Origin of the sequence: Alteribacillus sp. HJP-4 (genome assembly GCF_042139015.1) — a bacterium.
Classification (GTDB): Bacteria; Bacillota; Bacilli; order Bacillales; family Marinococcaceae; genus JBHIKY01.
Genome location: NZ_JBHIKY010000003.1, coordinates 102,977 through 128,371, shown reverse-complemented (window position 1 = coordinate 128,371; position 25,395 = coordinate 102,977). Strand labels below are relative to the sequence as shown.

Here is a 25,395-nt window from a genome sequence, read left to right as displayed (position 1 = left end):
AGGAACCGCTCCGTTTTTGTAGCTTAATAATACATTCTAGAAAAAGAGACAGAAATGATAGTAATACAATTACTATCTATGCCGGGTTTCAATCCGGTTACGAAGGAGATGCCGTTATGGATGTTATTGCCTGGGAACTACTAGCAGGGATTGGGCGTTTTTTTGCTCATCCTCTTACATATTTCATTCCTGCAGCTATGTTAATGCTCGGGTTTTTTCGAGTGAAAAAGGAGCGGGCTACCTTTCATACGAGTGTGTTTCATGCTGTGTTCGACCTTACAGCACCACTACTTCCGGGTCTTGGCGCAGGCTTACTTCTATCAGTTTTACTTGCGGCAACCGGTCTTTACATTTCGTTTTCCTTTCTACTCCTCACAGGGACAGTGACGCTCCTGTTTCTTCTCAGCGGACGCGTCCGCTGGCTCGGACCTTCACACATCTTAGGTCTGAGCTTCATACTTGTTTATTTTCTTCCAAATATTGTGACGGGCTATCCATTGATTGATGAGTGGTTTTCCTCTCTTGGAACCGGAGACCACCGCCCGGTACTTTTCATCCTGGCTGTTTTTATAATCGCCGAAGGACTGTTAATTTGGAAAAATGGAAGCCAATATACGACCCCAATTGTCCGGAAAAGCTCACGAGGCAAAAAAATCGGAGGGCATCAGCTGAAGCGGATCTGGTTTGTACCAGTCTGCCTGCTCATTCCGGGAGGACCGATAGAGCCAGCGGGATTCTGGCCGCTTTTTCCTCTCGCAGAAACGGGAATGAGCCTGTTTATTGTACCGTTTGCCATAGGAGCAAAGTACAGTATTTTTCATACGCTCCCTGCACAAGCAGTAAAAAAAGTGGGCGGACGCGTTGTTTTACTCGGAATTTTTGCGACTGCCAGTGCTGTTTCAGCTCTATACAGTCCAGCTGCGGGACTCATCAGCGCTGCCGCGATATTACTGGTTCGAGAAGCCATAACTCTGAATTTCCGAGTACAAGAACGGAATCGTCCGCCGCTCTTCACCCCTCGTGCACGCGGACTTACAGTTCTCTGTGTGCTTCCGGACTCACCTGGTTCCAAAATGGGACTGGCTCCCGGCGAGATAATTATGAAAGTGAACGCCAGCAATGTTAATAATGAAAAAGACTTCTACCAGGCACTTCAGAAAAATTCGGCTTATTGTAAAATAGAGGTGGCTGATATTAATGCTGAGCTTCGGCACGTTCAGTCAGCGGTATATAGTAATCAACATCATGAACTTGGGGTGCTGTTTGTAAAGGATCAAACCCCACTGACGACTTCAAGCCGGCAGGCATAAAGGTGCCGGCGATCAAAGGATATATAGAATGAAGGAGAAGGCAGGGTATCTAATGTGATAGAAATTTTAACCGCGGCTTTTCTGCCGCCTGTCATTATGATTACGGCTTCCCGCCTCACGCACAGCTATATCGGCGGGGTAGTAACAGCATTAATGATTGCGGCTGCCCTCCAGCCATGGACCAAAGGAGCTGCGGTCACTGCTGCGGCTCTGCTGTCGCTGGCTGTTTCTGCGTGGATTACCTGGCACTGGTTTCATAAAAAACAAGGTAAAGACTTCGGGTAAAGTTTTCGTGTGGATAGGAAGAAGGTTTGGAAGCAGCGGAAGCCTGGACGGCTGCGGTGGAAAAGCACTCCGCAGCGTGGAAAAACTATGAAAAGAGTCGAAACCGTACGTATCCGGTGGAAAAAGCCATCCAGCCGTGGAAACGAGTCAAGCACGGAGGAAATGGTTGGCTGGTCCGGGGAAAAACCATAGAAGCGAGTGGAAACTGAAGCTGCTGCGGTGGAAATCAAACTGGAGCGGAAGAAAAGCACTCCGCAGCGTGGAAACACTATGAAATGAGTGGAAACCGCACGTATCCGGTGGAAAACGCCACCCAGCCGTGGAAACGAGTCAAGCACGGAGGAAATGGTTGGCTGGTCCGGGGAAAAACCATAGAAGCGAGTGGAAACTGAAGCTGCTGCGGTGGAAATCAAACTAGAGCGGAAAAACGCCCCGCAGCGTGGAAACACTATGAAATGAGTGAAAACCGCACGTATCCGGTGGAAAACGCCACCCAGCCTCGACTCAAATGAACGAAGCCTGCAGTGATTATTGACAAAATCACAGCAGGCTCTTTCCAATTTTTACAAACAATTTCCACCATAAGCAATACCCTCTCAAAGATAAACTGAATCGAACATATATTCGAAAAAATCGTTTATATTGACGCTTTATGTGGTATAATGTATAAGCGATAATAGTGAAATGTATGTTACTCCGATTCATATAAAGTGAGGGATCACGCGATGAGCCAAGCCTTTGAAGTAGTTTCAAAATACGAACCGCAGGGTGATCAGCCAAAAGCGATCCAAAAGCTGACCGAGGGGTTAAGAGCGGGAAAACGATACCAAACGCTTCTCGGCGCCACAGGCACAGGGAAGACCTTTACCGTTTCCAACGTTATTAAAGAAGTAAAAAAACCTACCCTCGTGATTGCCCACAACAAAACCCTGGCCGGGCAGCTCTACAATGAATTTAAGGAATTGTTCCCAGATAACGCCGTTGAATATTTCGTCAGCTATTACGATTATTATCAGCCGGAAGCGTATATCCCGCAGACGGATATGTTCATTGAAAAGGATGCCAGCATTAATGATGAAATTGATAAACTCCGTCATTCTGCCACAAGTGCGCTGTTTGAACGCAGTGATGTCATCATTGTGGCTAGTGTCTCCTGTATTTACGGACTCGGCTCACCGGATGAATACCGGGCTCTAGTTCTTTCGCTTCGTTCAGGTATGGAAAAGGAACGTGATCAGCTGCTGAGAGAGCTTGTAGATATTCAATATGAAAGAAATGATATTAACTTCGTGCGCGGTACTTTCCGGGTGCGCGGGGACGTTGTAGAAATTTTTCCGGCTTCCAGGGATGAACATTGCATGCGCGTGGAATTTTTTGGGGATGAAATCGATAGAATCACCGAAGTGGACGCTCTTACCGGAGAAGTGCTCGGGGAACGAAAGCACATTGCCATTTTTCCAGCTTCTCACTTCGTAACGAGAGAAGAAAAATTAACCAGAGCCATTAAAAACATTGAAAAAGAGCTTGCCGGCCAGCTGAAAAAGTTTCGCGAGGAGGGCAAAGAGCTTGAAGCTCAGCGCCTTGAGCAGCGAACCAATTACGATATTGAAATGATGAAAGAAATGGGCTTCTGTTCCGGAATCGAAAACTATTCCCGGCACCTGACCTTCCGGAACCCCGGTGATTCGCCCTATACACTTATCGATTATTTTCCGGAGGATTTTCTTCTTGTCGTGGATGAATCACACGTAACCCTGCCGCAGGTGCGCGGCATGTATAACGGAGACCGTGCCCGCAAGGAAGTACTCGTAAACCACGGCTTCCGGCTGCCAAGTGCAATGGATAACCGGCCACTTCAATTCGGAGAGTTTGAAAAGCGTGTTCACCAGGCATTGTTCATATCTGCGACTCCGGGTCCTTATGAGCTTGAGCACACTCCTGAAATGGTGGAGCAGATTATCCGCCCGACTGGCCTGCTTGATCCCACTATTGACGTCCGTCCGATTGAAGGACAGATTGATGACCTGATCGGGGAAATCAATGAGCGGCGCGAACGGGGAGAACGGGTACTGATTACTACACTCACGAAAAAAATGTCTGAGGATCTGACGGCTTATTTAAAAGAAATAGGGATCCGCGTCAAATATCTTCATTCTGATATAAAAACACTTGAACGTATTGATATAATTCGCCAGCTCCGGCTCGGAGAATTCGATGTGCTCGTCGGCATTAACCTGCTCCGGGAGGGCCTTGATATTCCGGAGGTATCACTGGTTGCTATACTGGACGCAGACAAGGAAGGTTTTCTGCGGGCAGAGCGGTCTCTCATTCAAACGATGGGACGTGCGGCCCGGAATGCCAACGGTCATGTTATTATGTATGCTGATAAGATTACAAAATCGATGAACATTGCAATCGAAGAAACAAAGCGGCGCCGGACCATACAAAAGGAGCATAACGATAAATACGGCATCACGCCGCAGACGATTAAAAAAGCAATACCTGAGTTGATACAGGCGACCATTGCTTCAGATGAAAACGAAGACTTTGATAAGCCGGCATTAGATAGAATGAGCAAGAAGGAACGTCAAAAAGTTATTGACCAGCTTGAGGCAGAAATGAAGCAAGCAGCCAGGGATCTTCATTTTGAGCGGGCAGCTGAGCTTCGGGATATGGTCATGGAATTAAAAGCGGAAGGGTGACACAGCGATGGCTTTAGAAAATTTAACAATAAAAGGGGCCAGGTCTCATAACCTTAAAGATATCGACGTTACGATTCCGCGGGATAAACTTGTTGTGTTTACCGGCCTTTCCGGATCCGGCAAATCCTCCCTTGCATTTGATACGATTTATGCAGAGGGACAGCGCCGTTATGTCGAGTCATTGTCGGCTTATGCACGACAGTTTCTTGGTCAGATGGATAAGCCCGACGTAGACTCTATTGAAGGGCTTTCTCCTGCGATTTCGATCGATCAGAAAACGACGAGCAGAAACCCCCGTTCCACCGTTGGAACGGTAACAGAGATATATGATTACCTGCGTCTGTTGTTTGCAAGAGTAGGAAAGCCGGTATGTCCTGTCCATCATGTAGAGATTTCTTCACAGACCGTGCAGCAGATGGTCGACCGCATGACCTCATATCCGGAACGGACGAAAATGCAGATTCTCGCACCGCTTATTTCCGGACGCAAAGGTGAGCACATGAAAGTGCTGGAAGATTTGAAGAAAAAAGGCTATGTCCGCGTCCGTGTTGATGGAGAAATGAGAGAAGTCAGTGAGGACATCCATCTCGAAAAAAACAAAAAGCATGATATTGAAGCTGTCATTGACCGGGTCGTTATTAAAGAGGGTGTCGAAACAAGATTGTCCGATTCCCTTGAAACAGCACTTGCACTTAGTGACGGAAAAGTTCTCGTAGATGTGATCGGGGAGGAGGAGCTGCTTTTCAGTCAGCACCATGCCTGCCCGCACTGCGGCTTTTCCATCGGAGAGCTGGAACCGCGTCTTTTTTCCTTTAACAGTCCATACGGCGCCTGTCCTTCCTGCGACGGCCTCGGAAGTAAATTAGAAGTTGATCAGGACCTTGTCATACCTGATCCTGACAGAACCCTGCGAAAGCACGCGATCGCGGCGTGGGAACCAACAAGTTCTCAATACTATCCGCAGCTGCTTGAATCGGTATGCCATCATTTCGGCATCGATATGGATGTGCCGGTGAAGGATCTTCCAAAGGATCAGCTTGATATTGTTTTAAAAGGTAATTCCCGGGAGCGGATGGTGTTTCGCTACGAGAATGAACGTGGACGTATACGTGAGCGTAATATCTATTTTGAAGGAGTATTAAAAAATATTTCCAGGCGCTATCACGAAACAGCCTCGGACTATATCCGCGATCAGATGGAGCAATATATGGCAAGAAAAGACTGCCCGGGCTGTAATGGACACCGTCTCCGCAAGGAAAGTCTTGCTGTCAAGCTGAACGAGTCTCATATCGGGGAAGTGACAGAGCTTTCTGTGAAAGATGCCCTTACATTTTTTGAAAATCTTTCCCTCTCGGAAAAAGAGCTGGCTATTGCTCGCTTAATTTTAAGAGAAATCTCAGAACGCCTGGGTTTCCTCGTTAATGTCGGACTGGAATATTTGACGCTGAGCCGGTCAGGAGGTACGCTTTCCGGTGGTGAAGCTCAGCGTATCCGGCTTGCCACCCAGATAGGTTCTTCCCTGATGGGCGTGCTCTATATTCTTGATGAACCATCCATCGGACTTCATCAGCGTGATAATAATCGTCTCATCCGCACACTTGAACGAATGCGGGATCTTGGCAATACGTTGATTGTAGTGGAGCACGATGAGGATACGATGCTTGCGGCTGATCATATTGTTGATATCGGCCCCGGCGCCGGAACACACGGAGGTTATATTACCTCTGAAGGAACACCGGAGGAAATTAAGGAAGATGGAAATTCTCTGACTGGCCAATATCTTTCCGGAAAGAAATTTATTCCTCTTCCGGTGGAGCGAAGAACACCGGAAAAGCGCTGGCTAAAAATCAAAGGTGCAACCGAGAATAATCTGCAGAACACAAATGTTGATATTCCACTTGGCCTGTTTACTGCTGTTACCGGGGTTTCTGGCTCCGGAAAAAGTACCCTCATCAACGATATACTTCACAAATCTCTTGCACAGAAGCTGCATCGGGCAAAAGACAAGCCTGGCGCTCATAAATCGATCGATGGCATTAAGGAGCTCGAAAAGGTTATTGATATCGACCAGTCTCCCATCGGCCGCACTCCCCGTTCGAACCCGGCGACCTATACCGGTGTGTTCGATGACATCCGCGATGTGTTTGCGATGACGAACGAAGCAAAAATGCGCGGCTATAAAAAGGGACGATTCAGCTTCAATGTCAAAGGCGGACGTTGTGAAGCATGCAAAGGAGACGGCATTATCAAAATTGAAATGCATTTCCTTCCGGATGTGTATGTTCCCTGCGAAGAATGCGGGGGCAAAAGATATAACCGTGATACACTCGATATCCAATATAAAGGCAAGAACATTGCAGACGTTCTTGGAATGACGGTCGAGGAAGCAGTAAGCTTTTTCGAAAACATTCCGAAAATCAAGCGAAAAATTCAGACGCTGTACGATGTCGGGCTCGGCTACATTAAGCTGGGACAGCCGGCGACCACCTTATCCGGCGGCGAAGCACAGCGGGTAAAGCTTGCTTCCCAGCTGCACCGCCGCTCTACTGGAAAGTCTTTGTATATCCTGGATGAGCCGACCACCGGACTTCATACCGATGATATAGACAGATTGCTCCAGGTGCTGCAGCGCCTCGTCGAAAACGGAGATTCCGTAATTGTCATTGAACACAATCTCGATGTCATTAAAACGGTCGATTATATTGTGGACCTTGGTCCCGAAGGCGGGGATAAAGGTGGCAAACTTGTTGCAAGCGGTACTCCGGAAAAAGTGGCAGAGGTAAAACAATCTCACACCGGCTATTATTTGAAGCCGATCTTAGAGCGGGAAAGAGCAAGGATGGAAGAAAGAATTCAACAAGCTGAAAGAGTTGCGGAAACCTCCTCATAACGCTGAACTGTCTCCTGGACATCAAGACCACACCTATAGTGGTCTATGCAAATCGGAGGCAGTTTTTCTTTTTCTTCATGTTTTACGAATGGCTGCCATTGGTAAAGAAGAAAATATAATTACGTCGTTCATTCCTGGTCAGAACTCCCCGGCAAACTAAGCTTTACTTTAGAAAACGGGCATCAGGTGGATGGTAAATCAGTCTGCAGGCGGAAGTAAAAGTGAAACCCATACGGTATCGTTAACGTAGAAGGAAGCAGAGGGTATTAAAAAAAGTCCGGGAAAAGGAAGGGATTAATAATGGAAGAAGAACGCAAATTAATTCTGAAGATGATTGATGAGGGTAAAATTTCACCGGAAGACGGAACTAAGCTATTAAAAGCGTTAAAATCAGATGATACAGCGTCTCAGCAGGAACAGACGAAGACAGAGAGCCACCAAAAGGATAACGAACCATCCGTGTCTGGCCCGGATAAAGGACGCAGTCTTTCCACGAATGTCAATTGGGAAGAAGGCAATCGACGGCAGAAAGAATGGAATAGAGAAAAACAGCGTAAAGCTGATTCCGCATCCACATTCACGAGCTTTATTGACAATGCTATTACGAAGATAAAAGAACTTGATCTTGATTTTAATTTCGGCACCTACCATGAAGTGCACCATATTTTTCAGCATAAGTATGCTGAACAGACTGTGCTGGATGTGTCGTTGGAGAACGGGTCCCTCGACGTAAAGCCGTGGGATGAAAATGATATTAAAATTGAGTGTAAGGTCAAAGTGTACAAAGGAAATTCCGAAGAAGAGGCGCGCGAGGAATTTCTGAAAGAAACTGTATTTGAAGTGGAAGGAAACCAGCTTGATTTTTACACTAAGACAAAGTCAATAAAAGTTCAGGCTGTCATGTATATCCCGCGCCGCACCTATGAACGCATTCAGCTCTACACGTTTAACGGTTATTTAACAGGGGAATCAATAAAAGCAGACAGTTTTTCCGCAAAAACCGTCAACGGCGCCATTACCCTCGATAATTTAAATATCATGCGATGCCATGCAGAAACACTGAACGGACCGCTGAAGATAAACGGAGGCGTGTTTGATATAGCCGATATGAATACGATGAACGGCAGTATTGAAATAGAGGCTGAAATTCGTGATCTGGAAGCGGAATCCGTAAATGGCACCATTAACGGCAGGCTCTCTCTTCAACAGGATGCCCGTGCTGCGCTGGCGGCCACTACAGGAAGCATTTTTGTAACGCTGCCGGATCATATCCGCACGGAGGGATTGTTAAAGACGAATGTAGGAAACTATAATTATGCCCTGTCAGATCTCAGTATTATTGAAGAAAAAAAGGATTTTATGCAGAAGTCACTTCGCTTTGTTTCTAATGAAAAAGCATCACCCCGTCTTCGTTTAGATGCAGAAACTAAAACGGGATCTATCTCATTGAAACCCGGCCAGTTATAAGGAGGAATAGTCATGCAAAAATTATACAGAAGCCGCTCGGACCGTAAGTTAGCCGGCGTGTGTGGAGGAATCGCTGAATATTTTAACATTGATGCAACACTCGTAAGAATTATTACAGTGGTACTGGCTGTTGTTACTGCAGCCTTTCCATTTTTAATCGCTTACCTCATCCTTGCGGTTGTAATGCCGAATGAAGAGGATGTTACCTCATAATGGGGTGTATTGCACCTTTTATTATCAACATGATTACATTAATGGTCGTAGCCGGTTTTTTTGAAGGCTTCGAACTTGATGGTATCGGCGCGGCATTGATTGCAAGCATTATTTTGACGGTCATCAATTTACTGATCCGCCCATTGCTTGTACTATTGACACTGCCGATTACATTTGTGACCCTTGGTTTTTTCATATTCATCATTAATGCTGCATTATTAATGCTCACAGCGGGATTAATGGGAGATGCCTTTGAAATTTCCGGGTTTGGAATGGCGCTGCTTGCGGCTATTATTATTGCCATATTGAACGTACTAATAAATAATTTTGTCGTTGAACCAATGCGCAGAAGAAAATAATGTTCTCTTCAAAGAATCCCGTCCTGACAGCAGGGCGGTTTTTTTATATTACCTTATTATTGTATTCATACAGCTTGAAGAAACGCTCTCTCTGCCCCGCATCCACATTCGTTTCAAATCATGCTACAATAGAAATTGTGCTTATCGAAATATGATATTCTTCTTATATATATGTGTCGGGAGGGTGAGAATAGATGGCAAAAGTAACAGCAAAGGATTTAGTGGAACGATTTAATATGGAAGTTCTTGCTGGCGAAGACGGAGTATATCGTGCGATTACAACCAGTGATATATCCCGTCCCGGAATTGAAATGGCTGGTTTTTTTACGTATTATCCTGCCAGAAGATTGCAGCTGCTCGGCAGAACAGAGCTTTCTTTCTTCCAGCAGCTGAACGAAGATGAAAAAAATGAACGTATGGAAAAGCTCTGTACATACGACACGCCAGGCATTATTATCTCCAGAGGATTGATTGCACCACCGGAGCTCGTGGAAAATGCAGAAAAAAATGGCGTTCCGATCATGCGCGCTGATGTGACCACGACCAGGCTCAGCAGCCAGCTCACTAATTTTCTGGAAGCGAAGCTCGCAAAGACCACAGCTATGCATGGAGTACTTGTTGACATTTATGGAATTGGGGTGCTGCTGACCGGGGCAAGTGGTGTCGGTAAAAGTGAAACGGCGCTTGACCTTGTACGCCGCGGCCATCGACTTGTCGCAGATGATTCGGTAGAAATTCGTCAGGAGCATGGAGATACGCTTGTCGGACGAGCCCCTGAATTGATTCAGCATTTACTTGAAATTAGAGGACTGGGAATTATTGATGTGATGACATTGTTTGGCGCAGGAGCGGTACGGCCGTTTAAACGAATCGCCTTAACAATTAATTTGGAAATATGGGACGATAAGAAGGCTTATGACCGTCTCGGTATTGAAGAAGCAACCGTGAAAATTATTGATACGGAAATTCCAAAATATACGATTCCGGTTCGTCCGGGACGGAACCTTGCGGTAATTGTCGAGGTTGCCGCGATGAATTTCAGACTGAAGCGGATGGGTATCAACACAGCTCAACAATTTTCTGAAAGATTAACCGATGTGATTGAAGACGGGGACCGGGAAGAATTTTAATCCCCCGCTTCTGCAATGAAAAAGAGAAGAAAAGAGGGAGATAATGCTGCATTCCATACAGCCCATTGACCGCGTCGCGGTTGAACTGGGGCCGCTGACCGTATACTGGTACGGGGTTATCATCGGTCTTGGTGCTTTTCTCGGCTTTATTATTGCAAACCGGGAAGCACAGAAGCGGGGCATGCCGAAGGATATTTTTGCTGACTTATTAATTTTTGCGATACCAATTTCAATCATTTGTGCCCGACTTTACTACGTTATCTTCACGTGGGAATATTACGCCCAGAATCCCGGACAGATACTTGCTGTCTGGCAGGGTGGACTGGCTATTCACGGGGGCTTGATTGGTGCGGTGGTAACCGCAGTGATATTTTCAAAAAAACGCGGAATTTCCTTTTGGAAAATTGCTGATATTGCTGCCCCTAGTATAATTCTTGGACAGGCGATAGGGCGCTGGGGAAATTTTATGAACCAGGAGGCCCATGGAGGCCCGGTTAATCGTGACTTCCTTGAGAGCTTAATGCTGCCGGAATTTATCGTCAATCAGATGTACATAGACGGAACATATTATCATCCGACCTTCTTGTATGAATCCCTCTGGAGCCTCACAGGTTTTGTTGTTCTGCTGTTACTGAGGCGCGTCAATCTGCGCCGGGGTGAAATGTTTATGTCCTACGTCATCTGGTATTCGATCGGTCGTTTTTTCGTAGAAGGAATGAGGACCGACAGCTTGATGATCGGAGATGTGCTTCGTACCGCTCAAATGATTTCGATTTTACTAATAGCCGGCGCAGTTATACTTATTATATATCGGAGAAAAGCAGGACTGGCACAGGCGCGATATCTAGATGAGGACGGTCCTGGCATTCCAGCACCGAAAGGTAATAAGACGAAAAGCCCGGCTAAAAAAAAGAAAAAGAAATAACGCTGGATGGAGAGAGGTTTAGATACATTGAATACGCTGAAGAAAGGGTTATTTGTCGGTCTGGGAACTATCTGGACACTAGCAAAAATTATATTTCCAATTACCTTCATAATCACCCTGCTTGGATATACTCCATTTCTTGATTGGCTGGCAGAAGCACTTGCCCCTTTCATGCACTGGCTCGGTCTCCCAGGGGAAGCTGCCATTGCCCTCGTGCTCGGAAACATGCTTAATTTGTACGCAGCTATTGGTGCAATTTTGTCGATGGATCTAGCAGTGAAGGAAGTATTTATACTTGCTGTGATGCTTTCTTTTTCCCACAACCTGTTTGTGGAATCTGCGGTGGCAGTCAAGGTCGGCATCCGCATGTCAGTTGTACTCGCTGTGCGCGTAGGCCTGGCCATTTTTTCGGCAGTAGTGATTAACCTGATCTGGCAGGGCGGTCAGGAGCAGGCCAAGTACGGTTTTGTCGCACAGAGTCAAGAGACAGTACCTGCCACCTGGGCAGGCATGGCTGGGGAAAGCCTGGTCACAGCGTTTATGGGAGCAGCTCAGCTTGCCATCGTCGTCATTCCAATCATGATATTGATTCAAATTATGAAGGATCTGAACTGGCTTGACGCTTTTTCGAAAGCGATGGCTCCCTTCACTAAAATGCTAGGTATCCGTGAAAATACATCAACGACACTTGCTTCAGGAATGTTTTTTGGTCTTGCTTTTGGAGCAGGGGTTATGATTCAGGCAATAAAAGAAGATAATGTTAAAAAGAAGGATTTATACTTAGTGTTTATTTTTTTGGTAGCCTGCCATGCCGTGGTGGAAGACACTCTTATTTTTATCCCGCTTGGCATCCCGGTTCTGCCGCTCCTGCTTATCAGGCTTATTACAGCTGTGCTGCTTACAATGGTAGTTGCGTACATCTGGAACCGCTCCGAAAAGAATGCCATGTCTAGAAAGGAAGCACAATATGACTATTAACACGATTTTATTTGATCTCGACGGAACTCTTGTCAATACGAATGAGCTGATTATCGCCTCATTTCAGCATACACTGGATCAATACATGCCGGGAAAATACAACCGCGAAAGCATCATCGAATTTATCGGGCCGCCGCTGACGGACAGCTTTCACCGGGTGGATCCTGAGAAGGCGGAAGAAATGATAGGCGTCTATCAAAAACATAATAAAGCAAATCACAATGATTTAATAGAGGAATACGAAGGCGTGAGACAAACTGTGGCTGAGCTTTCAAAGCAGGGCTATAAGCTGGCAATTGTAACGACTAAGCGCCGAGAAACGGCATTGATGGGAGCTGAATCGGCAGGTCTGCTCGAGTATTTCCCTGTTGTGGTGACATTTGATGACGTAACACGGGTAAAGCCGGATCCCGAGCCGCTTCATCTGGCGATGGAGCAGCTCGGCGCTGAACCGGAGGAAACACTTATGATAGGTGACAGTCATTATGACATTCTCGGCGGGAAAAATGCAGGAGTTCTCACTGCAGGCGTTGCCTGGTCCATTAAAGGAGAGGATGTTCTCTTGTCGTATGAGCCTGACTGGATGCTGCAAAAAATGCCGGATCTCCTTAATCACCTCGGAGTTCAAGTGACGTGAGAAAAACGACTCGGTATTCTGTATCATCCGCTAATTCACTCTGGCAGATATATAAGTCTGTGCCTTTCTGGAAAGTGAAGAAGAATTTCATTGTGATTCAAATCGCACGCTTTACACCATTTTTACCAATGAAGAACTGGCTTTACCGTACATTTCTACGAATGAACATCGGAGAAAAAACCGCTTTTGCTCTCATGGTCATGCCGGATGTCATGTTTCCTGAGAAAATAACCATCGGACGAAATTGTATTATCGGGTATAATACAACAATTCTCGCGCATGAATATTTAATAGATGAGTACCGGCTTGGCGATGTCATCATCGGAGATAACGTGATGATCGGTGCCAATACAACCATCCTGCCCGGAGTAACGATAGGAGATGGTGCGGTCGTTGCAGCAGGGTCGGTGGTGCATAAAGATGTCGCACCTGGCAGTACGGTCGGCGGTAATCCGCTTCAAATAATAAAACAATCCTCTCCACAATAAGCAGCTACGCTGCATGGGGAGGATTTTTTTCACCGGAAAAAAACGGAGTTAACAATTGACGCAGTAAAAAAACCGGTGTAAACTACACGTTATAATGCTTTATCTCGATAGTACATTAGCGAACTAAAGTAAAAAGTAAATGATCATACAGCAGCTAACGTTGAAAGGATGTATCCTCCCATGAGCACACCATTTATGTTTGAAAAGCCGGTTGGTATGCGTGACACGCTACCTTCCTACCATCAAACGAAACACAGCGTCAGAACCAGCATGGAGTCAGAAATCAGCAGCTGGGGCTATCTGCCGATTGAAACTCCTGCGCTGGAATATTATGATACGGTCGGAAAAGCCTCGGCCATTCTTGATCAGCAGCTTTTTAAGCTGCTCGACAAAGATGGAAACACCCTCGTTCTGCGGCCGGACATGACAGCTCCCATCGCACGTGTAGCTGCATCGAGTTTAAAAGACCAATCGTTTCCGCTGCGGCTTTCATATCACACCAATCTGTTTCGGGCCCAGCAAATAGAAGGCGGGCGCCCGGCTGAGTTTGAACAAATGGGAGTTGAACTTGTCGGCGATGGAACGGCTAGTGCAGATGGAGAGGTTATTGCCTTAATGGTCAGCGCACTGAAAAAAGCAGGACTGAAAAACTTTCAAATCGCAATCGGACATATTGGCTACGTAAACGCATTACTTCTTGATGTCGTAGGGAGCGAAGAACGGGCTGATGCACTGCGCCGTTATCTATATGAAAAAAATTACGTTGGTTACCGCCAGCATGTGAAAAGCCTGCCGCTGTCATCGATTGATGAAAAACGTCTGCTCGGGCTGCTGAATCTCCGCGGGGGTATCCATAAGCTGGGAGAAGCAAAGGACCTCGTTCAAAACGGACGCGCAGCAAAAGCTCTCGAGGATCTTGAACAGCTCTGGGAGGTGCTGGACGGCTACGGTGTCAGCGAGCATATGAAGATTGACCTGAATCTTGTCATGCATATGAGTTACTATACAGGGGTCGTTTTTGAAGGCTATGGAAGCCGGCTAGGCTTTCCATTATCAAGCGGCGGCCGGTATGATGAATTACTGCAGAAGTTTGACCGTCCGGCCCAGGCTACCGGTTTCGGAATCCGGCTTGACCTGCTGGCAGAAGCGCTTGGAGAAACGAAAGCGCTGCCTGAGCAAACGTGCATTGTCTGCAGCCGCGAACGCCGCAAAGAAGCGATCCAGGAAGCGGCAGCCAGAAGAAAAGAAGGCGAACTCGTTGTGCTGCAGGATCTGCAGGGTGTTGAAAATATGGATGAACTAAGCAGGGCGTTTGCAGACGTCGTATACTATATAGGAAAGAAAAAAGGAGGCAGCAGCGATGACTGAACCGTTAACGGTAGCGATGCCGAAAGGGCGTATATTTGAAGAAGCAGCAGATATGCTCCGTGAAGCAGGCTTCGCACTGCCGCCGGAATTTGATGATTCCCGTAAGCTGATCGTAGATGCGCCGGAAGCAGGGATGCGTTTTATTCTGGCAAAGCCGATGGATGTGCCGACTTATGTCGAGCATGGTGTCGCTGATCTCGGTGTTGCCGGCAAGGATACGATGATAGAAGAAAAACGAGATGTATACGAAGTCCTTGATCTAAAGATAAGTGAATGCTATATGGCTGTTGCTGGGCTGCCGGGCTATGAAAAAACAGATATAAATCCGAAGGTAGCTTCAAAATATCCTAACCTCGCAACTCAATATTTTAAAGAGCAGGGCGAGCAGGTGGAAATTATTAAACTGAACGGTTCGATTGAACTGGCTCCGCTGATCGGCCTTGCGGACCGCATAGTTGATATTGTTTCTACCGGCCGAACTCTCCGTGAAAATGGGCTGATCGAGCTTGAAACAATCGTTCCTATCACCTCTCGCGTCATTGTAAATCCTGTCAGCTACCGGATGAAGGATGAACTGATTGATGATATTGTGGAAAGACTGGCACGAGTAGTGGAGGAGGATGAATTGTGAATATTACGAAGCTAAGCAAAAACGTCAGCCTCAGCCGATCCGTTGAAAGCGGCACGGAAAAGCAGCAGGAATCAGTGGAAGCGATTATCCGCCAGGTAAGGGAAAATGGCGACAAAGCAATGAAGGATTTAACGGAAATGTTTGACGGCGCAAAGCTTGGAACATTTCTTCCCGATCCCGAAGAAACTAAGCAGGCTTATGAACTGGTGGATGAAAAAGCTCTAGGAGCGATAAGGCGTGCGATTGCCAATATCCGTTCCTTTCATGAACGGCAGCGGAGACAGTCCTGGTTCACGACAAAATCAGATGGAACAATGCTCGGTCAGCAGGTAACTGCTCTGGATTCGGCTGGCGTGTATGTCCCAGGAGGAAAAGCGGCCTATCCTTCGACAATCATGATGAATGTCATTCCAGCTCAGACAGCCGGAGTAAAGAATATTGTCATGTGCTCGCCGCCAAATAAATATGGGGAGCTCTCCCCCGCAGTTTTAGTTACGGCGGCCGAGCTTGGAGTGAAGACCATTATTAAAGCTGGCGGCGCCCAGGCGATTGCCGCCCTTGCATATGGTACCGAAACGGTTCCGAAGGTCGATAAGATCGTGGGACCGGGTAATATTTATGTAGCCCTTGCAAAGCGGGCCGTGTTCGGGCAGGTGGATATAGATATGATTGCCGGCCCGAGTGAAATCGTTGTGCTTGCAGATGAAACAGCTTCGGCTGCCGAGGTGGCGTCCGACTTATTGTCCCAGGCAGAGCACGATGAAATGGCGTCCTCAGTGCTTGTGACGACTTCAACTACGTTAGCGGAGGAAGTTGCCGCAGAAGTAGATAAGCAGCTTGAACAGCTTCCAAGAAAAGAGATAGCTTCCGCCTCTATCCGTGATTATGGAGCTATTTATACCGCCGGATCGATGGAAGAAGCGCTGGAAGCGGTCAATAAGCTTGCCCCCGAGCATCTCGAGCTGCTGACTGAAAATCCCCAGGCGCTGCTTGGAAAGATACGCCACGCCGGTGCGATTTTTCTCGGCCCATACAGCCCGGAGCCGGTCGGGGATTATTTCGCCGGCCCGAATCATGTTCTGCCGACGAACGGTACGGCCCGTTTTTCCAGTCCGCTGAATGTGGATGATTTTACGAAAAAATCCAGCATCATCTCCTATAGTCAAGAAGCATTTCTCAGAGACGCTGATGATATTGCCTCTCTTGCAAGACTTGAAGGACTGGAGGCACATGCACGTGCGGTGGAGATACGAAAAAGGGGAGAATCGAAATGACAGAACGGAAAAGCTCGATTGAACGAAACACGAAGGAAACCCAAATTCAGCTGGCAATGAATATAGACGGAGAAGGACAGAGTGAAATATCCACCGGGGTTCCGTTTATGACACATATGCTCGATTTGTTTACAAAGCACGGCCATTTTGATTTAACCGTGAAAGCTTCCGGAGATACCGAAGTAGATGATCACCATACGACAGAAGATATAGGCATCTGCCTCGGTGAAGTGTTTAAGGAGGCACTAGGTGATAAAAAAGGGATCCGACGCTATGGCAATGCCTTTGTGCCGATGGATGAAACACTTGCGCAGGTTGTGGTAGATCTGAGCAATCGGCCGCACCTTGAATTCCGTGCCCAATTCCCTGGGGAAAAAGTCGGAACATTTGATACAGAGCTTATCCATGAATTTTTGTGGAAATTTGCACTTGAGGCGCGGATGAACCTGCATGTAATCGTTCATTACGGCCATAACACTCATCATATGGCAGAAGCTGTTTTTAAAGCTATGGCTCGGGCGCTTGATGAGGCTACTCAGCTCGACCCTCGCGTAAAAGGAATACCGTCAACAAAAGGAATGCTTTAATAAAGAAAGGATGGGAAGCGATGATCGGGATTATCGACTATGGAATGGGAAATCTTCACAGTGTCAGCAAAGCACTTGAACGGCTCGGTCTCGACTATTTCCTATCTGAAGATCCAGAAGAGCTCGGCAGGGCAGATGGTTTGATTCTGCCTGGAGTCGGTGCGTTCCGCGACGCAATGACGCTCTTAAAAGAGAAAAACCAGGAAGATTTTATCCGGCAGTGGGCGGCAGATGGAAAGCCGCTTTTAGGGATCTGTCTTGGCATGCAGCTGCTGTTTGAAGGCAGCGAGGAGCATGGTGACACAAAAGGGCTCGCCCTGTTGAACGGATATGCCAGGCGTTTTACGGGAAAAGAAGAAAGTGGAGAAACCTACAAGGTGCCGCACATGGGCTGGAACAAACTCCGTTTTCATCAGCCGCAGCATGATGTTCTGCGGGAGGTCGAGGAAGGCCACGTATATTTTGTCCATTCTTATCTGATTCAGACAGAAGATGATGATGTCTTGATTGCTGTCAGTGAATACGGAGGAGAAGAAGTGCCTGCGGTGGTCGGGCGAGGGCGTATTCTCGGCACCCAGTTCCACCCGGAAAAAAGCAGCCACATTGGCGTAAAAATGCTTGAAAACTTCGGAAAGCTTGTGGCAGAAGGGAGCCGTACCTATGAGTAATTTTATTGTATACCCTGCAATTGATATGCGGGGAGGCAAATGCGTTCGTCTATTGCAGGGGGACTATGAAAAGGAAACGATATATGGAGATTCTCCTTTTGATATGGCCATGCGCTTCGCAGAGGCTGGTGCTTCCTGGATACATATGGTGGATTTAGACGGTGCTAAAGAGAAAAAGCTCATTAATCATGAGCACGTGATCCGTGCGGCTGCCGAGCTTAATGTTCAAGTCCAGGTCGGCGGAGGCATCCGGACGGCAGAAGACGTTGCCTATTACCTCGAGAACGGAGTAGACCGTGTCATTCTTGGAAGTGTGGCAGTGCAGCATCCAGAATTCGCTAAAGACATGCTTGCCAAGTATCCTGGACAGATCGCGATCGGACTTGATGCCAGAGACGGGTTCGTGGCGGTCAACGGCTGGCTCGAGACCTCTGAAGTTACCGCTGTAGAGCTTGGCAGAAAAATGGCAGAATACGGTGCAGAAATATTCATTTTTACAGATATTGCAAAGGACGGTATGCTCTCAGGGCCGAATGTTCAAGCGATTGCCGAGCTCGCCGAAGCTACCGGCCGCCATGTTATTGCCTCAGGCGGCGTCAGCAGTCTTGGTGACCTGAAGGTACTCACCGCACAAAAAGAAAAGGGTGTATCCGGAGCTATCGTGGGAAAAGCCATTTATACTGGTAAAATCGATTTGGAAAAAGCGATAAAGGAGGCTGCTCTCTGATGCTGACGAAACGAATTATCCCCTGTCTGGATGTGACAGAAGGACGAGTCGTGAAAGGAGTTCAGTTCGTAGACCTCCGTGACGCTGGAGATCCTGTGGAGCTGGCGGCTTTTTACGATGAACAGGGTGCTGATGAACTCGTGTTTCTTGATATCTCCGCTTCACACGAAGGGCGGAAGACGATGGTGGAGGTCGTAAAAGAGGTGGCTGGAACACTTGCCATACCTTTTACAGTAGGCGGAGGCATTAATTCCATTGAAGATATGAAAAAAATTCTACGGGCTGGTGCGGATAAAGTTTCGCTTAATACGGCTGCCGTAAACCGCCCCAAATTAATTACAGAAGGAGCCGATTACTTCGGCTCTCAGTGTATTGTCGTTGCAATTGATGCCAAATATGACGACACTTTGGACTCCTGGAGAATTTACACCCACGGGGGGCGGACACCGACGGACTGGGAAGTTACAGACTGGGCAAAAGAAGTCGTCAGCCGCGGTGCGGGAGAAATTCTGCTCACCAGTATGGATCAGGACGGTGCAAAAACCGGCTTTGATCTTCCGTTAACAAAAAGAGTGAACGAAGCAGTGAGTGTGCCCGTCATTGCATCCGGTGGAGCAGGGGCAAGGGAGCACTTTGTTGAGGTATTTGACGAAGCTGAAGCGGACGCGGCGTTAGCGGCTTCCATTTTTCATTACAAAGAGACCTCGGTCGAAGAGGTAAAAGAATACTTGCGTGGGAAAGGGGTGGTCGTCCGATGAACATCAAAAATTTAACCTTTGACGAGAATGGACTGATTCCTGCTATCGTTCAGGATGCTGCCAGCAAAGAAGTACTGACGCTTGCTTATATGAATGAAGAATCCCTGCGTAAAACAATCGCGGAAAAGGAAACATGGTTTTACAGCCGTTCCCGTCAGGAGCTCTGGCACAAAGGAGCCAGCTCCGGCAATACCCAGACAGTGGAGGATATACGCTATGACTGCGATCAGGATGCGCTGGTCGTTCTGGTCGTACCGGCCGGTCCTGCTTGTCACACGGGAGCCTACAGCTGTTTTTCTTCATCTCTTCTCGAGGAAAAAGTAACTTCGAAGAAGGATCGATTTGCTATAGTCAATGAACTCGAGAAAATAATTGCTGAGCGCGAGGCGGAAATGCCCGAAGGAGCTTACACGACCTATTTATTTTCGGAGGGTGTCGATAAAATCTTAAAAAAAGTCGGAGAAGAAGCGAGTGAAGTAATCATTGCTTCGAAAAACCGCGACGCCGAAGAACTGAAATGGGAAACCTCCGATTTACTTTACCATCTGCTTGTACTGCTCCGGGAACAAAAGCTCCCGCTCGATGAGGTGCTTGCAGTGCTCGAACAGCGACACAGTAAGTAATATTCGTATATTATGTAAAGTGTTGCAATATAGACAAAATTCATTGTTATGCATAAATACGGCTTATTCATGACAGTCAATGTTTACAAAGCTGTTCCTTCAGGAAATTTACAGGAGGGACAGCTTTTTTTACGCTTAACTTGATGATATACTTGCACTATTGCAAACGGGGTCACTTATGGAAGGAAAGGATTTTCATGAATACAACAACTAATAATAAAGGGCAGGTTATTCCTTTTCTGCAGAATAGTGAATATTTTTTCAAACGGGGCGTGCTGGCTTACCAAAAAAAAGAATTTCAACGCTCTGTAAAATATTTACGACGTGCCATTGAAATTAACCCGGAACAGGGCGTGTTTCAATGCCAGCTTGCTGCAGTTTACGCGGACATGTCTGAGTATGATATGTCGAATGACCTGCTTCATCATGTTCTTGACGAGCTTGACGAGACGATGTACGAATGTTACTTTTTTCTCGCCAATAATTATGCTTATCAAGGGCTTTTTGATAAAGCTCACGAAGCGGCAGTTATGTATCTTCACTATTCTCCGGAAGGCGAATTCACTGCGGATGCAAAGGATCTGCTCGATCTTCTCGGCATAGACCGGGAGGATGAAAGCGAGCTGGAGCATTCAGATACTGAAGATGAATTAATTCTCACCTATGAAAAAGCCGCACGTAAAATAGAAGAAAAGAAATATACAGAAGCAGAAGCACTGCTCGAGGATATTATTACTGATTATCCATCATACTGGCCTGCGTACAGTCAGCTTGCACAGGTTCTCTATTTAAAAGGACAGACGGAAGAAGCGCTTGCCTACACGAAGGATCTGCTCATGGAAATTCAGTACCTTCCTGCTGTCTGCCAAATGGCTGTATTTTATAATGATATGGGGCATGAACAGGAAGCAAAGGCTGCAGCTGCCACCCTAAAAAACACGGTACCTATGGACAGAGATCATTTATACCGGGTAGCTGCAACGCTCTGCCGGGTCCGTGAATATGAAGATGCCCACCGTTTCTTTCGGATGTTTTCCCAGCGCTTTATCACGGATGATGGAAATTTCTATTTCCAATATGGGGTGTCTTCTTATCAGACAAACCGGCCGAAGGAAGCAGTCAAGTGGTGGCAGTTTGCGAAAAAAGCAGGCCACAGAGGGGCAGCTCTTCTGATTGATAAATTTGAACACGGACTGCTGACTTCAAGCGATGTCATATACGAGGCGTCGTCCTTCCATCGTATGTAACCAGCAGAACCGCATGAAAATAAAAGTCTTCGGGGCTGATGAGCAGAATAGTAGACAGAGCTCAAGTCCTTCTCTATGATATAGTCGAGGATATAATTAAACGCTAATATAAGAATGGCTCTGCCATTCCAAGGGGACCATACGATGAAGAGAATAGGAGTGAATCGTTATGTCTGAGGACAAAATTTACGATGTAATTATAGCTGGAGCTGGACCGGCCGGCATGACTGCTGCTGTGTATACGTCACGCGCAGAAATGGACACACTGATGCTTGAAAGAGGGGTTCCCGGCGGCCAGATGGCTAACACAGAGGACGTAGAAAACTACCCTGGATTTGACCATATTTTAGGTCCAGATCTTTCAAATAAAATGTTTGAGCACGCCCGTAAATTCGGTGCTGAGTATGCTTACGGCGATGTGAAAGAAATCGTGGACGGGAAAGAATACAAAACAGTGCATGCCGGCGGAAAAGAATACAAAGCCCGTGCTGTCATTGTAGCCACTGGAGCGGAGTATAAGCATCTTGGCGTACCTGGAGAAAAAGAACTCGGCGGCCGGGGTGTTTCCTACTGTGCCGTTTGTGACGGTGCATTTTTTAGGGGAAAAGAAATCGTCGTTGTCGGTGGAGGCGACTCTGCTGTAGAGGAAGCCGTCTATCTGACCCGCTTTGCAAATAAGGTAACTATTATTCACCGCCGTGACGATCTGCGTGCCCAGAAGATTTTACAGCAGCGTGCCTTTGTCAACGACAAAATTGATTTTAAATGGAGCCATGTCGTGAAAGAAATAAATGAAGAAAACGGCAAAGTCGGCAGCGTAACACTGACCGACCTGAAAAAAGGCGAGGACTATGAATTCAAAACAGAAGGCGCCTTTATATATATCGGGATGCTTCCGCTGAATGCATCCGTAAAAAACCTCGGTATTCTTAACGAAGAAGGCTATATTGAAACAAATGAAGAAATGGAGACGGCTGTTCCTGGAATCTTTGCAGCCGGAGACCTCCGCGAGAAATCTCTGCGCCAGATAGTTACCGCCACAGGGGATGGTTCACTTGCAGCGCAGACAGCCCAGCATTATGTTGAAGAACTAAAAAATGCCGTGCAGGCATAATGAAACGTTAATCTGATTTAATTCGTTTGTAACACTTATGAAACACAATTAGGGGTATAATAAGATTAGTAATTGACCCCCTTTTATATAATGTTAGACGGCACAGACACTTCGTCTGTGTCATTTTTTTGTTTAAAATATGTAAATTTAGGCTCACGCTTTCCGCGGGGCTTATCTTCAACTAATTCAGTCTCAGCGAAGCCTCGTCAGAATGGATTTTCAGACTTCGCTGATCCCGACGTCGCCGCCTTCCGTTTTTTTTCTAAGTATAATCACCATAGTTTCTATCTGGAGAATATGGTGTTTTATATTTATGGAGATGAAGGACCACTATATCGTATAGTCCTTCGTACTGGCTTACATGCATGGATAATGGACGCTCTACCATCGAACCCCTCCCTTTTATGTATTACTGTCATTGTACAAAAAAAGAGTGACTTTCTTTTATAAATCAAAGAAAATCACTCTTTTTCGTTTTATCTTTGTTGATTCCACGATGAGCGATAAACGATTCGTGAGAAACCACAACAAACGTTAACAGCTCTTTCAGATTAGAAAGAACTTTTTAAGTGGCCTCCGGGTTTTACCCGCTTTTTCTTAATTTAAGATCATAAATAGTTAAAATAAATTGAGAGACAACCGTCACAAATAGTATAATAATAGGTAATGTGAGGTGATGAGCATGCAGCGAGTGACGAATTGTGTGCTGGAGGACGGCGGCAGCGTCCTGCTTCTCCAAAAGCCAAGCCGCAACTGGTGGGTGGCTCCCGGTGGAAAAATGGAGCAGGGAGAATCTGTTCGTGAGGCGGTAGTCCGGGAATTTTGGGAAGAAACTGGACTGATCGTAAAAAATCCGCATATTCGCGGAATTTTCACGTTTCTTATAATAGAGAATGATATTATCGTTTCTGAATGGATGATGTTTACCTTTGCTGCTTCAACCTGGGAAGGCTTGCTGCGGGAAAAATCACCGGAGGGGAATCTTGCCTGGCAGAAAAAAGCAAACGTTCCAGCGCTGGATATGGCACCTGGAGACAAACATATTTTTCAGCATGTGCTCGGTAACATGGATAAGGTGCTTTATGGTACGTTCCGGTACACCCCGGATTACAAATTGCTTGACGCTTCCTTTCAAGCCGATGAAGCTTCCGATGAAGAAGGGATGGATCGAAAATGAAACAGGGAAATGAAGAGATTCAGCTTGTTATCATAACCGGCATGTCAGGAGCAGGAAAAACAGTAGCCGTACAAAGCTTTGAAGATCTTGGCTATTATTGTGTGGATAACCTTCCTCCGGCGTTAATATCTACTTTTATTGAGTTGATTGAAACCTCTGGTGGGAAAATGAATAAAGTAGCGCTTGTCATTGACCTGCGCGGACGGGAATTTTTTGATCACTTATTTGAATCTGTAGATAAATTAAGCTCGAAAACAAATTTAACAACACATATTTTATTTCTGGACGCGAGAGATAATGTTCTCGTTCGACGTTACAAAGAGACGAGACGCTCCCATCCGCTGGCTGCAGAGGAAGCTCCTCTGGAAGGAATACATGATGAACGCCGTATTCTAGAGGATTTAAAAGGAAGGGCTCGTCAGATCATAGATACTAGTGATATGAAGCCGAAAGAGCTGCGCGAACGGATTATTCAGTATTATTCCGGCTACCGCAAGGATGCTTTTTCGGTCAACATTATGTCTTTTGGATTTAAATATGGCATACCAATTGATGCGGATCTAGTGTTTGATGTGCGATTTCTGCCAAACCCGCATTATATTGAACATCTTCAGCCAAAAACAGGGCTGGAGGAGGATGTGTCTTCCTATGTGCTAAAATGGACAGAAACAAAAGAGTTTATTGCCAAACTGCATGATCTGCTCACTTTTATGCTTCCACAGTATAAACGGGAGGGCAAAAGCCAGCTTATTATAGCGATCGGTTGTACAGGGGGAAAACACCGATCTGTTACCTTGACCGAATATCTTGCTGAAAAGTACATTGGTGAATATTCCGTCAGCACGAGCCACCGTGATATTAAGAAAAGTAAAGGGCTGCCGTCGTGAAAAAATCTAAAATTGTAGTAATAGGCGGAGGTACCGGACTTTCAGTACTTTTACGCGGATTGAAAAATTTCCCTGTGGACATCACGGCGATTGTAACGGTGGCAGATGATGGAGGAAGCTCCGGCCGTCTGCGCAAGGAATTGAACATCCCGCCCCCCGGTGATGTAAGAAATGTACTAATTGCTCTGGCTGAAGTAGAACCGATGATTGAACAATTATTTCAGCACCGCTTTGAAAATGGGCATGGTCTCACAGGCCATTCACTCGGAAATCTTCTCCTGGCCGGTATGACCTCCATTACAGGAGACTTTGCGAGAGGCATCAGTGAGCTTAGTACTGTACTAAATGTGAGGGGAAAAGTATTTCCTGCCTCTAATCAAAGCATCGAGCTTCATGCAGAAATGACCGATGGATCAGTAGTTTCTGGTGAATCCACTATTCCAAAATCAATGAAGGTTATTAAAAAAGTATTTTTAACGCCGAAAGCGGTGGAACCGCTGCCAGAAAGCTTAGAAGCAATTCAGGAAGCGGACTTGATCGTGCTCGGTCCGGGAAGCTTGTATACGAGCATTCTTCCAAATCTGCTTGTTCCCGGCATTTCAGAAGCAATTCAAGCTGCTGATGCACGTAAAATATATATATGCAATGTGATGACTCAACCCGGAGAAACAGACGGATTCACAGTCTCTGATCATATTGCTGCCATCAATACTCATACTGGCGGCAGACTGATGGAAACGGTATTTGTTAATAATGGTCATATTCCTGAGGATATTATCAAAAACTATGCAGAAGAGCATGCGGAGCCGGTCGAATGTGATGAAGATCGAATCCGTACCCTTGGCTGCAGAATAGTACAGGATGAATTTATGCTTCGAAAGGGAGCAATCCTGAGGCACGATGCTCTAAAGGTTTCGCAGGCATTACTTACAGAATTATAATTTCTGCTG

The 25,395-nt window shown here is 46.4% G+C and carries 26 protein-coding genes; all 26 read left to right on the top strand.

The window, feature by feature from the left end; all coding sequences use genetic code 11:
• Nucleotides 1–116: 116 nt before the first annotated feature.
• The 26 genes from ACE4RR_RS03670 to ACE4RR_RS03545 all read left to right on the top strand — a co-directional run bounded on the left by ACE4RR_RS03670 (nucleotide 117) and on the right by ACE4RR_RS03545 (nucleotide 25,386).
• The gene (locus tag ACE4RR_RS03670) at nucleotides 117–1,310 is read left to right on the top strand and encodes a PDZ domain-containing protein (protein WP_375534044.1); all 1,194 of its coding nucleotides are present in this window, start codon (nucleotides 117–119) and stop codon (nucleotides 1,308–1,310) included.
• 54 nt (nucleotides 1,311–1,364) lie between these two features.
• Entirely contained in the window at nucleotides 1,365–1,595 is a 231-nt protein-coding gene (locus tag ACE4RR_RS03665; protein WP_375534043.1) for a DUF2198 family protein, read from the top strand.
• Between the two features lie 26 nt (nucleotides 1,596–1,621).
• On the top strand, nucleotides 1,622–1,804 hold the full coding sequence (locus ACE4RR_RS03660) for a hypothetical protein (RefSeq protein ID WP_375534042.1): 183 nt from the start codon (nucleotides 1,622–1,624) through the stop codon (nucleotides 1,802–1,804).
• 516 nt (nucleotides 1,805–2,320) lie between these two features.
• On the top strand, nucleotides 2,321–4,297 hold the full coding sequence (gene uvrB / locus ACE4RR_RS03655) for an excinuclease ABC subunit UvrB (protein WP_375534041.1): 1,977 nt from the start codon (nucleotides 2,321–2,323) through the stop codon (nucleotides 4,295–4,297).
• Between the two features lie 7 nt (nucleotides 4,298–4,304).
• Complete coding sequence (gene uvrA / locus ACE4RR_RS03650) at nucleotides 4,305–7,187, top strand: excinuclease ABC subunit UvrA (protein ID WP_375534040.1); 2,883 nt, start codon at nucleotides 4,305–4,307, stop codon at nucleotides 7,185–7,187.
• A 300-nt stretch (nucleotides 7,188–7,487) separates the two neighbouring features.
• The gene (locus ACE4RR_RS03645) at nucleotides 7,488–8,654 is read left to right on the top strand and encodes a DUF4097 family beta strand repeat-containing protein (RefSeq protein WP_375534039.1); all 1,167 of its coding nucleotides are present in this window, start codon (nucleotides 7,488–7,490) and stop codon (nucleotides 8,652–8,654) included.
• A gap of 12 nt (nucleotides 8,655–8,666) precedes the next feature.
• Entirely contained in the window at nucleotides 8,667–8,867 is a 201-nt protein-coding gene (locus tag ACE4RR_RS03640) for a PspC domain-containing protein (RefSeq protein ID WP_375534038.1), read from the top strand.
• The gene (locus ACE4RR_RS03635) at nucleotides 8,867–9,226 is read left to right on the top strand and encodes a phage holin family protein (RefSeq protein ID WP_375534037.1); all 360 of its coding nucleotides are present in this window, start codon (nucleotides 8,867–8,869) and stop codon (nucleotides 9,224–9,226) included. The genes ACE4RR_RS03640 and ACE4RR_RS03635 overlap by 1 nt, the downstream gene beginning before the upstream one ends.
• A gap of 194 nt (nucleotides 9,227–9,420) precedes the next feature.
• Complete coding sequence (gene hprK, locus ACE4RR_RS03630; protein WP_375534036.1) at nucleotides 9,421–10,356, top strand: HPr(Ser) kinase/phosphatase; 936 nt, start codon at nucleotides 9,421–9,423, stop codon at nucleotides 10,354–10,356.
• A gap of 43 nt (nucleotides 10,357–10,399) precedes the next feature.
• The gene (gene lgt, locus ACE4RR_RS03625) at nucleotides 10,400–11,281 is read left to right on the top strand and encodes a prolipoprotein diacylglyceryl transferase (RefSeq protein WP_375534035.1); all 882 of its coding nucleotides are present in this window, start codon (nucleotides 10,400–10,402) and stop codon (nucleotides 11,279–11,281) included.
• A gap of 27 nt (nucleotides 11,282–11,308) precedes the next feature.
• Complete coding sequence (locus tag ACE4RR_RS03620) at nucleotides 11,309–12,259, top strand: nucleoside recognition domain-containing protein (protein WP_375534034.1); 951 nt, start codon at nucleotides 11,309–11,311, stop codon at nucleotides 12,257–12,259.
• Entirely contained in the window at nucleotides 12,249–12,896 is a 648-nt protein-coding gene (gene ppaX, locus ACE4RR_RS03615; RefSeq protein WP_375534033.1) for a pyrophosphatase PpaX, read from the top strand. Before ACE4RR_RS03620 ends, ppaX begins: the two co-directional genes overlap by 11 nt.
• Nucleotides 12,893–13,384 carry an acyltransferase gene (locus tag ACE4RR_RS03610; RefSeq protein WP_375534032.1) on the top strand — a complete coding sequence of 164 codons (492 nt, stop codon included), beginning with the start codon at nucleotides 12,893–12,895 and terminating at the stop codon, nucleotides 13,382–13,384. Before ppaX ends, ACE4RR_RS03610 begins: the two co-directional genes overlap by 4 nt.
• Before the next feature lie 180 nt (nucleotides 13,385–13,564).
• On the top strand, nucleotides 13,565–14,752 hold the full coding sequence (locus tag ACE4RR_RS03605; RefSeq protein WP_375534031.1) for an ATP phosphoribosyltransferase regulatory subunit: 1,188 nt from the start codon (nucleotides 13,565–13,567) through the stop codon (nucleotides 14,750–14,752).
• Nucleotides 14,745–15,383 (top strand): ATP phosphoribosyltransferase, encoded by a 639-nt coding sequence (gene hisG / locus ACE4RR_RS03600; protein WP_375534030.1) that lies wholly within the window; start codon nucleotides 14,745–14,747, stop codon nucleotides 15,381–15,383. The genes ACE4RR_RS03605 and hisG overlap by 8 nt, the downstream gene beginning before the upstream one ends.
• On the top strand, nucleotides 15,380–16,657 hold the full coding sequence (gene hisD / locus ACE4RR_RS03595; RefSeq protein WP_375534029.1) for a histidinol dehydrogenase: 1,278 nt from the start codon (nucleotides 15,380–15,382) through the stop codon (nucleotides 16,655–16,657). The genes hisG and hisD overlap by 4 nt, the downstream gene beginning before the upstream one ends.
• The gene (gene hisB / locus ACE4RR_RS03590) at nucleotides 16,654–17,244 is read left to right on the top strand and encodes an imidazoleglycerol-phosphate dehydratase HisB (protein WP_375534028.1); all 591 of its coding nucleotides are present in this window, start codon (nucleotides 16,654–16,656) and stop codon (nucleotides 17,242–17,244) included. Before hisD ends, hisB begins: the two co-directional genes overlap by 4 nt.
• 20 nt (nucleotides 17,245–17,264) lie before the next feature.
• Nucleotides 17,265–17,912, top strand: coding sequence for an imidazole glycerol phosphate synthase subunit HisH (hisH, locus tag ACE4RR_RS03585; protein ID WP_375534027.1), 648 nt, complete (start codon nucleotides 17,265–17,267; stop codon nucleotides 17,910–17,912).
• Entirely contained in the window at nucleotides 17,905–18,639 is a 735-nt protein-coding gene (gene hisA, locus ACE4RR_RS03580; RefSeq protein ID WP_375534026.1) for a 1-(5-phosphoribosyl)-5-[(5-phosphoribosylamino)methylideneamino]imidazole-4-carboxamide isomerase, read from the top strand. The genes hisH and hisA overlap by 8 nt, the downstream gene beginning before the upstream one ends.
• Nucleotides 18,639–19,397: an imidazole glycerol phosphate synthase subunit HisF gene (hisF, locus tag ACE4RR_RS03575; protein WP_375534025.1), complete on the top strand. Its 759-nt coding sequence runs from the start codon at nucleotides 18,639–18,641 to the stop codon at nucleotides 19,395–19,397. Before hisA ends, hisF begins: the two co-directional genes overlap by 1 nt.
• A complete protein-coding gene (gene hisIE, locus ACE4RR_RS03570; RefSeq protein ID WP_375534024.1) occupies nucleotides 19,394–20,020 on the top strand; it encodes a bifunctional phosphoribosyl-AMP cyclohydrolase/phosphoribosyl-ATP diphosphatase HisIE in 627 nt (208 codons plus the stop codon). Before hisF ends, hisIE begins: the two co-directional genes overlap by 4 nt.
• A gap of 197 nt (nucleotides 20,021–20,217) precedes the next feature.
• A complete protein-coding gene (locus tag ACE4RR_RS03565) occupies nucleotides 20,218–21,267 on the top strand; it encodes a tetratricopeptide repeat protein (protein WP_375534023.1) in 1,050 nt (349 codons plus the stop codon).
• A gap of 169 nt (nucleotides 21,268–21,436) precedes the next feature.
• Complete coding sequence (gene trxB / locus ACE4RR_RS03560; RefSeq protein WP_375534022.1) at nucleotides 21,437–22,381, top strand: thioredoxin-disulfide reductase; 945 nt, start codon at nucleotides 21,437–21,439, stop codon at nucleotides 22,379–22,381.
• Nucleotides 22,382–23,063: 682 nt separating this feature from the next.
• Nucleotides 23,064–23,558: an NUDIX hydrolase gene (locus ACE4RR_RS03555; protein ID WP_375534021.1), complete on the top strand. Its 495-nt coding sequence runs from the start codon at nucleotides 23,064–23,066 to the stop codon at nucleotides 23,556–23,558.
• Nucleotides 23,555–24,445: an RNase adapter RapZ gene (rapZ, locus tag ACE4RR_RS03550; RefSeq protein ID WP_375534020.1), complete on the top strand. Its 891-nt coding sequence runs from the start codon at nucleotides 23,555–23,557 to the stop codon at nucleotides 24,443–24,445. Before ACE4RR_RS03555 ends, rapZ begins: the two co-directional genes overlap by 4 nt.
• Nucleotides 24,442–25,386 (top strand): gluconeogenesis factor YvcK family protein, encoded by a 945-nt coding sequence (locus ACE4RR_RS03545; RefSeq protein WP_375534019.1) that lies wholly within the window; start codon nucleotides 24,442–24,444, stop codon nucleotides 25,384–25,386. The genes rapZ and ACE4RR_RS03545 overlap by 4 nt, the downstream gene beginning before the upstream one ends.
• The last annotated feature ends 9 nt before the right edge of the window (nucleotides 25,387–25,395 follow it).

Bases quoted from the DNA above. Each gene is read 5' to 3' on its own strand.
- ACE4RR_RS03670 (WP_375534044.1), top strand. From the start codon at position 117: ATGGATGTTATTGCCTGGGAACTACTAGCAGGGATTGGGCGTTTTTTT.
- uvrB (WP_375534041.1), top strand. From the start codon at position 2,321: ATGAGCCAAGCCTTTGAAGTAGTTTCAAAATACGAACCGCAGGGTGAT.
- uvrA (WP_375534040.1), top strand. From the start codon at position 4,305: ATGGCTTTAGAAAATTTAACAATAAAAGGGGCCAGGTCTCATAACCTT.
- ACE4RR_RS03645 (WP_375534039.1), top strand. From the start codon at position 7,488: ATGGAAGAAGAACGCAAATTAATTCTGAAGATGATTGATGAGGGTAAA.
- ACE4RR_RS03640 (WP_375534038.1), top strand. From the start codon at position 8,667: ATGCAAAAATTATACAGAAGCCGCTCGGACCGTAAGTTAGCCGGCGTG.
- ACE4RR_RS03635 (WP_375534037.1), top strand. From the start codon at position 8,867: ATGGGGTGTATTGCACCTTTTATTATCAACATGATTACATTAATGGTC.
- hprK (WP_375534036.1), top strand. From the start codon at position 9,421: ATGGCAAAAGTAACAGCAAAGGATTTAGTGGAACGATTTAATATGGAA.
- lgt (WP_375534035.1), top strand. From the start codon at position 10,400: ATGCTGCATTCCATACAGCCCATTGACCGCGTCGCGGTTGAACTGGGG.
- ppaX (WP_375534033.1), top strand. From the start codon at position 12,249: ATGACTATTAACACGATTTTATTTGATCTCGACGGAACTCTTGTCAAT.
- ACE4RR_RS03605 (WP_375534031.1), top strand. From the start codon at position 13,565: ATGAGCACACCATTTATGTTTGAAAAGCCGGTTGGTATGCGTGACACG.
- hisG (WP_375534030.1), top strand. From the start codon at position 14,745: ATGACTGAACCGTTAACGGTAGCGATGCCGAAAGGGCGTATATTTGAA.
- hisB (WP_375534028.1), top strand. From the start codon at position 16,654: ATGACAGAACGGAAAAGCTCGATTGAACGAAACACGAAGGAAACCCAA.
- hisH (WP_375534027.1), top strand. From the start codon at position 17,265: ATGATCGGGATTATCGACTATGGAATGGGAAATCTTCACAGTGTCAGC.
- hisA (WP_375534026.1), top strand. From the start codon at position 17,905: ATGAGTAATTTTATTGTATACCCTGCAATTGATATGCGGGGAGGCAAA.
- hisF (WP_375534025.1), top strand. From the start codon at position 18,639: ATGCTGACGAAACGAATTATCCCCTGTCTGGATGTGACAGAAGGACGA.
- hisIE (WP_375534024.1), top strand. From the start codon at position 19,394: ATGAACATCAAAAATTTAACCTTTGACGAGAATGGACTGATTCCTGCT.
- ACE4RR_RS03565 (WP_375534023.1), top strand. From the start codon at position 20,218: ATGAATACAACAACTAATAATAAAGGGCAGGTTATTCCTTTTCTGCAG.
- trxB (WP_375534022.1), top strand. From the start codon at position 21,437: ATGTCTGAGGACAAAATTTACGATGTAATTATAGCTGGAGCTGGACCG.
- ACE4RR_RS03555 (WP_375534021.1), top strand. From the start codon at position 23,064: ATGCAGCGAGTGACGAATTGTGTGCTGGAGGACGGCGGCAGCGTCCTG.
- rapZ (WP_375534020.1), top strand. From the start codon at position 23,555: ATGAAACAGGGAAATGAAGAGATTCAGCTTGTTATCATAACCGGCATG.